The 6,396-nt window shown below is 48.3% G+C and carries 6 protein-coding genes and 4 tRNA genes; 3 read left to right on the forward strand and 7 right to left on the reverse strand.

From position 1 onward, the window contains the following. Nucleotides 1-128: 128 nt before the first annotated feature. From ABT56_RS22825 to murB, 7 genes are all read right to left on the reverse strand, one after another. A tRNA-Thr gene (locus ABT56_RS22825) sits at nt 129-204 on the reverse strand. Nucleotides 205-216: 12 nt separating this feature from the next. Beyond that, nucleotides 217-291, reverse strand: a tRNA-Gly gene (locus ABT56_RS22830). Between the two features lie 39 nt (nt 292-330). After that, nucleotides 331-415 (reverse strand) — tRNA-Tyr (locus ABT56_RS22835). Between the two features lie 37 nt (nt 416-452). Further along, nucleotides 453-528, reverse strand: a tRNA-Thr gene (locus ABT56_RS22840). A gap of 96 nt (nt 529-624) precedes the next feature. After that, nucleotides 625-1,356 carry a type III pantothenate kinase gene (locus ABT56_RS22845; protein WP_047881217.1) on the reverse strand — a complete coding sequence of 244 codons (732 nt, stop codon included), beginning with the start codon at nt 1,354-1,356 and terminating at the stop codon, nt 625-627. Then, a complete protein-coding gene (gene birA / locus ABT56_RS22850) occupies nt 1,356-2,318 on the reverse strand; it encodes a bifunctional biotin--[acetyl-CoA-carboxylase] ligase/biotin operon repressor BirA (protein ID WP_047881218.1) in 963 nt (320 codons plus the stop codon). Before birA ends, ABT56_RS22845 begins: the two co-directional genes overlap by 1 nt. Further along, entirely contained in the window at nt 2,305-3,354 is a 1,050-nt protein-coding gene (gene murB, locus ABT56_RS22855) for a UDP-N-acetylmuramate dehydrogenase (protein WP_047881219.1), read from the reverse strand. Before murB ends, birA begins: the two co-directional genes overlap by 14 nt. Nucleotides 3,355-3,426: 72 nt before the next feature. Here murB and ABT56_RS22860 point away from each other — a divergent pair, with 72 nt between their 5' ends. The 3 genes from ABT56_RS22860 to ABT56_RS22870 all read left to right on the forward strand — a co-directional run bounded on the left by ABT56_RS22860 (nt 3,427) and on the right by ABT56_RS22870 (nt 5,966). Continuing rightward, the gene (locus ABT56_RS22860) at nt 3,427-3,846 is read left to right on the forward strand and encodes a GNAT family N-acetyltransferase (protein WP_047881220.1); all 420 of its coding nucleotides are present in this window, start codon (nt 3,427-3,429) and stop codon (nt 3,844-3,846) included. A 130-nt stretch (nt 3,847-3,976) separates the two neighbouring features. Next, nucleotides 3,977-5,326, forward strand: a complete 1,350-nt coding sequence (pssA, locus tag ABT56_RS22865; RefSeq protein ID WP_047881221.1) for a CDP-diacylglycerol--serine O-phosphatidyltransferase — start codon at nt 3,977-3,979, stop codon at nt 5,324-5,326. A gap of 10 nt (nt 5,327-5,336) precedes the next feature. After that, the gene (locus ABT56_RS22870) at nt 5,337-5,966 is read left to right on the forward strand and encodes an isochorismatase family protein (protein WP_047881222.1); all 630 of its coding nucleotides are present in this window, start codon (nt 5,337-5,339) and stop codon (nt 5,964-5,966) included. The last annotated feature ends 430 nt before the right edge of the window (nt 5,967-6,396 follow it).

Genomic DNA, 6,396 nt, shown 5'->3' on the forward strand with positions numbered 1-6,396 from the left:
TTCAAATTTTTCTTTAGACATGGATTGTCCCTCTAGGCACGGTATTTGGTGGCATTACGACCACACAACCAATCATGGGTTTTGTAGAGTATATATCAAAAGAGTGGAAGTAACTTAAGAGAGGAGAGTGGTGCTGATAGGCAGATTCGAACTGCCGACCTCACCCTTACCAAGGGTGCGCTCTACCGACTGAGCTATATCAGCACACAAGATGTGTGGAGCGGGCAGCGGGAATCGAACCCGCATCATCAGCTTGGAAGGCTGAGGTAATAGCCATTATACGATGCCCGCAAAACTCGTAACTCTTTAAGCTATTCAATCGTTTGAAAATGGTGGAGGGGGACGGATTCGAACCATCGAAGGCGGAGCCGGCAGATTTACAGTCTGCTCCCTTTGGCCACTCGGGAACCCCTCCAAAATTCTTTTTTAACATTTCCGCCCAATGGAGGAAATGGTGCCGACTACCGGAATCGAACTGGTGACCTACTGATTACAAGTCAGTTGCTCTACCTACTGAGCTAAGTCGGCGTAAGTGCTGCGCATTCTAGATAACTATCACAACCCTTGCAATAGGTTATCGCGTTTTTTTTATGTTTTTTTATTCGCCCGCTCGAAAAACAGCCGTTATCGGCATTTTGCGTATAAAGCTAAGCCTTCCAGAACCAGATCAGAACGACGCAAGAAGTGTTTCCCCCACCCGGCCGGCAAATGACGAACACCGCCGCCGCAAAGAATCACATCGGGCTCAACCTTGAATCGATCACGAGCTTGTGCCAAACCAAACTCAATCAAGCCAACCAACGCCGCTCGGCATCCATTTTTTAAGCCATCCGCCGTGTTGTCTGCAAATGTCAGGGTATCGCTATGCTCACGATCTGAAAATACTTTCGTTGTATTCTCAAGTACTGACTTCATCATCAACTGGTAACCAGGGGCTATCCACCCACCAAGATGCTTACCTTCCTCGGTCATTACATCAAAGGTCAAGGCTGTGCCGATATCAACAATCACCGTAGGGCGTTTGAACTGCTGGTGCACGGCAACTAATGTCAGCCAACGGTCGACACCAAGGTATTGGTATTCGCTATAGGCGTTCTTGACTCCGAAGTCCTTGCGTAATGTCTTGACCTGCAAAACGGGAATATTGGCCAACTGCGAAATGCGCTGTATCGAGTTATCCACCTCTACCGGCCCGACACTGGCAAAGACAATCCGTTCGATCCCTTTTTCCAGCAATGGCTCTAATACCATTTCAAGCTTACGACTAGGGTAACGCCCTAATAGAGTAAAATTCCCGCCATCCAAAAACTGGGCAACCTTGACATAGGTATTGCCCGCTTCAATCAAAATCTGCATTAACAACCTCTGAGGCTGATTTCACCACCGATAAAAGGAACAAGCCCATCGACGGTTTCCAGTAACAACGCCCCCTGTGCATTGATCCCACGAGCTACGCCTTCAACTTCGCGGTTTCCTATCAGCAACCTCACGGGGCGATCCAAATAATTATCCAGACGATTCCAGCGATCGAGGAACCCCTCGAGTCCTTTTTCTTCGTAATCTTCCAATGTTCGCTGAAGCCGCTCAATCAAGCTGGCAGCAAGTGCGTTCCGGCCCGGCAACGCGCCGCACGCCTCAGTCAAATTAGTCCAGGCCTGACCGATGCTCTCTCCCTCGTGTTCTGGCATGGCAATATTCAAGCCCATCCCAATCACAAGGTGTGCTGCATCTCCGGCCTGCCCTGTCATTTCGACTAGGATCCCTGCCAGCTTTTTATCTTGATAGTAAAGGTCATTCGGCCATTTGACTTTCACATCAGCTGCACCGAAGGATTGCAACGTCTCGGCTAGCGCAACCCCAACAACAAGGCTCAAGCCCATCGCTGCTGCCATCCCGGCGTCCAGACGCCAGTACATGGACAAATAGAGGTTACTGCCAAATGGCGACAGCCATTGACGTCCCCGGCGGCCACGCCCGGCTGCTTGATACTCCGCCAGGCACACAGCCCCTTTTGGCAACTGCCCAACACGTTCAAGCAAATACTGATTCGTAGAGTCAATCACCGGAATCACATTCAGGCTCGGACACGCAACCAATGCGGCTATTTTCGCTTCATCCAAAAGCTCAAACTGACCCGACAGACAGTATCCCTTACCCTGAACCCGGTAGATATCCAGCCCCCATGAACGCAGCACTTTCATATGCTTGCTAATGGCAGCCCTCGAGATCCCCAAAGCCTCTCCAAGCTCCTCCCCCGAATGGAACGCTCCGTCAACCAGCATCTGGATCAGCGCCAGTCGTGTGCTATGATCTCTCATTGTAGACCTCGGCTAATGATGTCTCGGCCTGCCGTCCCATGAATCGAACTTCATGCTCAAGCGTCACACCAAAACGTCGTTCGACACTCTCGACGACATACTTTGCCAACGCCAGTAAATCAGCTGATGATGCGCCCTGATAATTCACCAAGACCAAAGCTTGATTGTCATGAACGCGCGCACCACCGATTTGGTGTCCTTTAAGGCCACACTGATCAATCAACCAGCCCGCAGCCAGTTTGCTGCAGCCGCTACCTGCCGGATAGGCAGGCATCGAAGGGAACTGGCCCGCAAGCTCCTCGGCTAGCGCTGCCGGCACAACCGGATTCTTAAAAAAGCTCCCAGCATTACCCCACCGCTTAGGGTCAGGCAGTTTCTCCATACGCACCGCACACACCGTAGCCATAATTTCAGCCGCAGTTACGCTATCTGCATCAAACTGTGCTAGAGGGCCATAGCTAATATTAGGGTGCCACTCTTTCGCCAGACGCAAACCCACGGCCGTGATGGCATGGGTTTGCTGCAACGCATGCTTGAACACAGAGTCTCGGTAACCGAACTGGCATTCATCCGCCATCAAACGTCGATGCTCACCCGTAGCAAGGACTACGGTGTCTACATATTGGCAGCGATCCTTAAGCTCAACCCCATAGGCACCGATATTCTGGATCGGAGATGATCCCACACACCCTGGGATCAACGCCATGTTCTCCAGTCCCGGCATATCAGCATGGACAGTCATCTCAACCAGTCCGTGCCAATCCTCTCCCGCGCCAACATGCAAACAATATGCCTCGTCAGTTTCGGTAATAGAAATACCCCGAATTCTGTTTACGATAACCAGCCCATCGAAGTCCTCACAAAACAGAAGGTTGCTGCCTTGCCCGATAATCAGCTTCGGCCAATCACGATAACTGTCGTCCAGCCAGACGGACACCAACTCCGCATCTGTCTCAACCATAACAATTTGCTTGGCTTTTACATCAAGTCCAAATGTATGAAACGGTGCCAGCGATCTATCTTGCAAAACCTTCATGCGTTTTATGACCTATACCTTATACTTGGGCTGTATTTTAACTGATTCATTCTCTCTTGGCAGTGTTTTCCCATGGACAAGCTTAGTTTTCATCCTCTTGAACCTCTCCGCTTCCCCCTAGTCAACCGTTTTTACAAACAGCATTACCCAGCAGGTAAAGCCAAGAAAGACGAAATCATATGGACAGGTGAAGATAACAAACAAATATGCTGCTGTGTTAGATTCAAGCTATTTGATGGCTTCCAACTCCTAACAGGAATGGTCGTCGCTCCAGAACGACGCGGTACAGGGATCGGTCGCCAACTTTTGCATGCCAGTCGTCCCCAGCAGACACTGCAGCCATGCTACTGCTTGGCGTTCAGTTATCTTGAACAATTTTACGAGTCAGCCGATTTTTCCAGAATTGGGGACCACGACCTTCCTGAAGCTCTCCTATCTCGCCTAGTTCGATACCGTGCAGCAGGAAAAGATCTTATCGCAATGAAATTGTAAAGATATGACGGATCTTTCAACTATCCATGCTGCAAGCAGCGTCTGATAGATTGACTCGGGGGATTTTCTGGTATAATTGCCCCCTTAATTCATCAATTACCTGAAATAGGGTCGCGTAAACGAGGCGATAATGGATTCAGCTATTGCTAACAAGCAACGCATTGAGCAGCTGCCGTGTATTGCACACAACCCAGAAGATTTAGAAACCCTTTTTGACGCCGAGTCGTTCCGAAAGCGTCTTCATCACGAAATTGGCAATGCTACGAATCGTATCTATCTCGTAGCCCTTTACCTGCAAGATGATGATGCGGGTCGTGAGATACTGACGGCACTCTACGAAGCGAAACAGGCCAGACCGGAGCTTGATATCAAAGTATTGGTTGACTGGCACCGTGCACAACGCGGCCTTATCGGCGCGGCCCAATCTGATGGCAATACTGCGGTTTATCGAGAATTCGCCTCACGCTATACCCATCAAATCCAGGTTCTTGGCGTCCCGGTCCGTAATCGTGAAGTCTTTGGTGTCCTGCACCTTAAAGGTTTTGTCATTGACGAGAAGGTTATCTATAGCGGCGCAAGCCTCAACGACGTCTATCTGGCAAAACACAACCGCTACCGCTACGATCGTTACCATGTCATTAGTAACGCAAAATTAGCAAACAGTATGGCTGAGTTTATTATCAATAATTTGGTTAATAACGATGCTGTGAATTGCCTCAGCCAGCCCCTTCGGCCTGAAACGAAGTCACTGAAGGGTGCGATTAAAGCCTTCCGCCAACAACTCAGCAGGGCAAGCTACCAATACAGCCCCGACGCCATCAGCGAAATGGAAGTCGGTTTGACACCGTTGGTCGGCCTAGGTAAGCGTAAAAACACACTTAACCAGCATATCTGCACCTTAATTGCCAGTGCCCAACAAGAACTGACTATCTGCACCCCATATTTTAACTTCCCGCGTTCTATAAGTCGGGAAGTTAAACGCGCATTGCGACGCGGTGTAAAAGTCACAATTGTAGTAGGTGATAAAACCGCCAACGACTTTTATATTCCGCCTAGCGAACCCTTTAAAACGATTGCGGGACTCCCCTATCTTTATGAAGTAAATCTGCGCCATTTCGCAAAGCAAAATGAATCAGCAATTGCACGACGTCAATTAGCCATTCATTTATGGAAAGACGGCGATAATAGTTTCCACCTCAAGGGAATTTGGGTTGACCGAACTTTCATGCTAATAACAGGTAATAACCTTAATCCTCGAGCCTGGAAACTTGATTTAGAAAACGCCATTCTTGTGAACGATAAAAATCAATTACTTGCCGAACAAAAACAGCAAGAACTGGATAGGATCCTCGAACATACCCAACTAGTGGGCAGCTACAAGTTCATAGAGAAAATTGATACATACCCGGCACAGGTAAGGAAGCTAATTAAACGCATCCGCAGGATAAAAGCTGATCATATATTGAACCAAATACTCTAAGGAGTTGAGTATGGCTATAGCCTCAATTGATGTTGATCCTCAAAAGACATTTACGCCACTATGCCCTGACGAACTGCCTGTCCATGATGGTGATACCTTAGGGGCAGCATTGAATGCGCAAGCTAAATTGGCAGATCTTCGGATCCTAACCAAAGATGCGCATCCTGCAAATGCCATCTGGGTTGTCGATAGCCATGCTCATATGCTAGAGCCTCTTACATACCCCAATGCTGACCTGACGTGGGTAGCCCATGCTGTCCCAGGTACGGCAGGATTTGAAACCATTCCAGGACTTCCTAAGGTCACTGAGTATGATCATGTGATCTGGAAAGGGATCGAACCGGATCTTCATCCTTATGGTGCCTGCTATCATGATCTTCAAGAGAAACTCAGTACGGGGCTTATTGAGTGGCTATCTGCTCAAAACGTTGAGACGATAATCATTGGGGGCTTAGCAACAGATTATTGCGTCAAAACTACTGCTATGCAGCTTCAAGACACCCAGAAATTCAAAGTCATCGTTAACCTCAGCGCATGCAGGGGAATAGCGTTAGAGACTGTCGAGGAAGCCTGTGATGCAATGTCTAAGATAGGTATTATAATCTGCTCTGATTTAGACACTATCCAGACGCACTTATAAATAAAAGATAACCCAGTATAGCTGGGTTATCTTTACATCCCAAAATCCCACCACTAAACCACCCTTCTTTCGCTAAAGCCTCATACCAAGCTTGCTTTAAACTGCAATAAAGTCTTTACCAAGACACTGAGCGTCAGATAAGAATAATGACATCCCGCCAAGAATAACAATCATCCATATCCGATCTTTAAAATACTAGTCTTTGGAGGGGATACCTAGTCTTGGCTATCCGGCCGAAGGATGGACATTCAAAATTATTCAAATACAAAAAAGCCCCGCTATTTCTAGCGGGGCTTTCGAAGAAGTGGCGTAGCGGACGGGGCTCAACGCGCACAGCCTGTGTCGCGACCTAGAGACCTAAGGGCTCTTTAGGAGTGTATATAGTAAAAAACCCTGTCGTTACCGACAGGGTTTCTTAATAAGTGGCGGA

Source organism: Photobacterium aquae (assembly GCF_001029445.1).
Taxonomy (GTDB): Bacteria; Pseudomonadota; Gammaproteobacteria; order Enterobacterales; family Vibrionaceae; genus Photobacterium; species Photobacterium aquae.

What these genes read in the sequence shown, in the direction of transcription:
- ABT56_RS22860 (WP_047881220.1), top strand. Translation starts at nt 3,427, where the DNA reads ATGGACAAGCTTAGTTTTCATCCTCTTGAACCTCTCCGCTTCCCCCTA.
- ABT56_RS22845 (WP_047881217.1), bottom strand. Translation starts at nt 1,356, where the DNA reads ATGCAGATTTTGATTGAAGCGGGCAATACCTATGTCAAGGTTGCCCAG.
- pssA (WP_047881221.1), top strand. Translation starts at nt 3,977, where the DNA reads ATGGATTCAGCTATTGCTAACAAGCAACGCATTGAGCAGCTGCCGTGT.
- murB (WP_047881219.1), bottom strand. Translation starts at nt 3,354, where the DNA reads ATGAAGGTTTTGCAAGATAGATCGCTGGCACCGTTTCATACATTTGGA.
- birA (WP_047881218.1), bottom strand. Translation starts at nt 2,318, where the DNA reads ATGAGAGATCATAGCACACGACTGGCGCTGATCCAGATGCTGGTTGAC.
- ABT56_RS22870 (WP_047881222.1), top strand. Translation starts at nt 5,337, where the DNA reads ATGGCTATAGCCTCAATTGATGTTGATCCTCAAAAGACATTTACGCCA.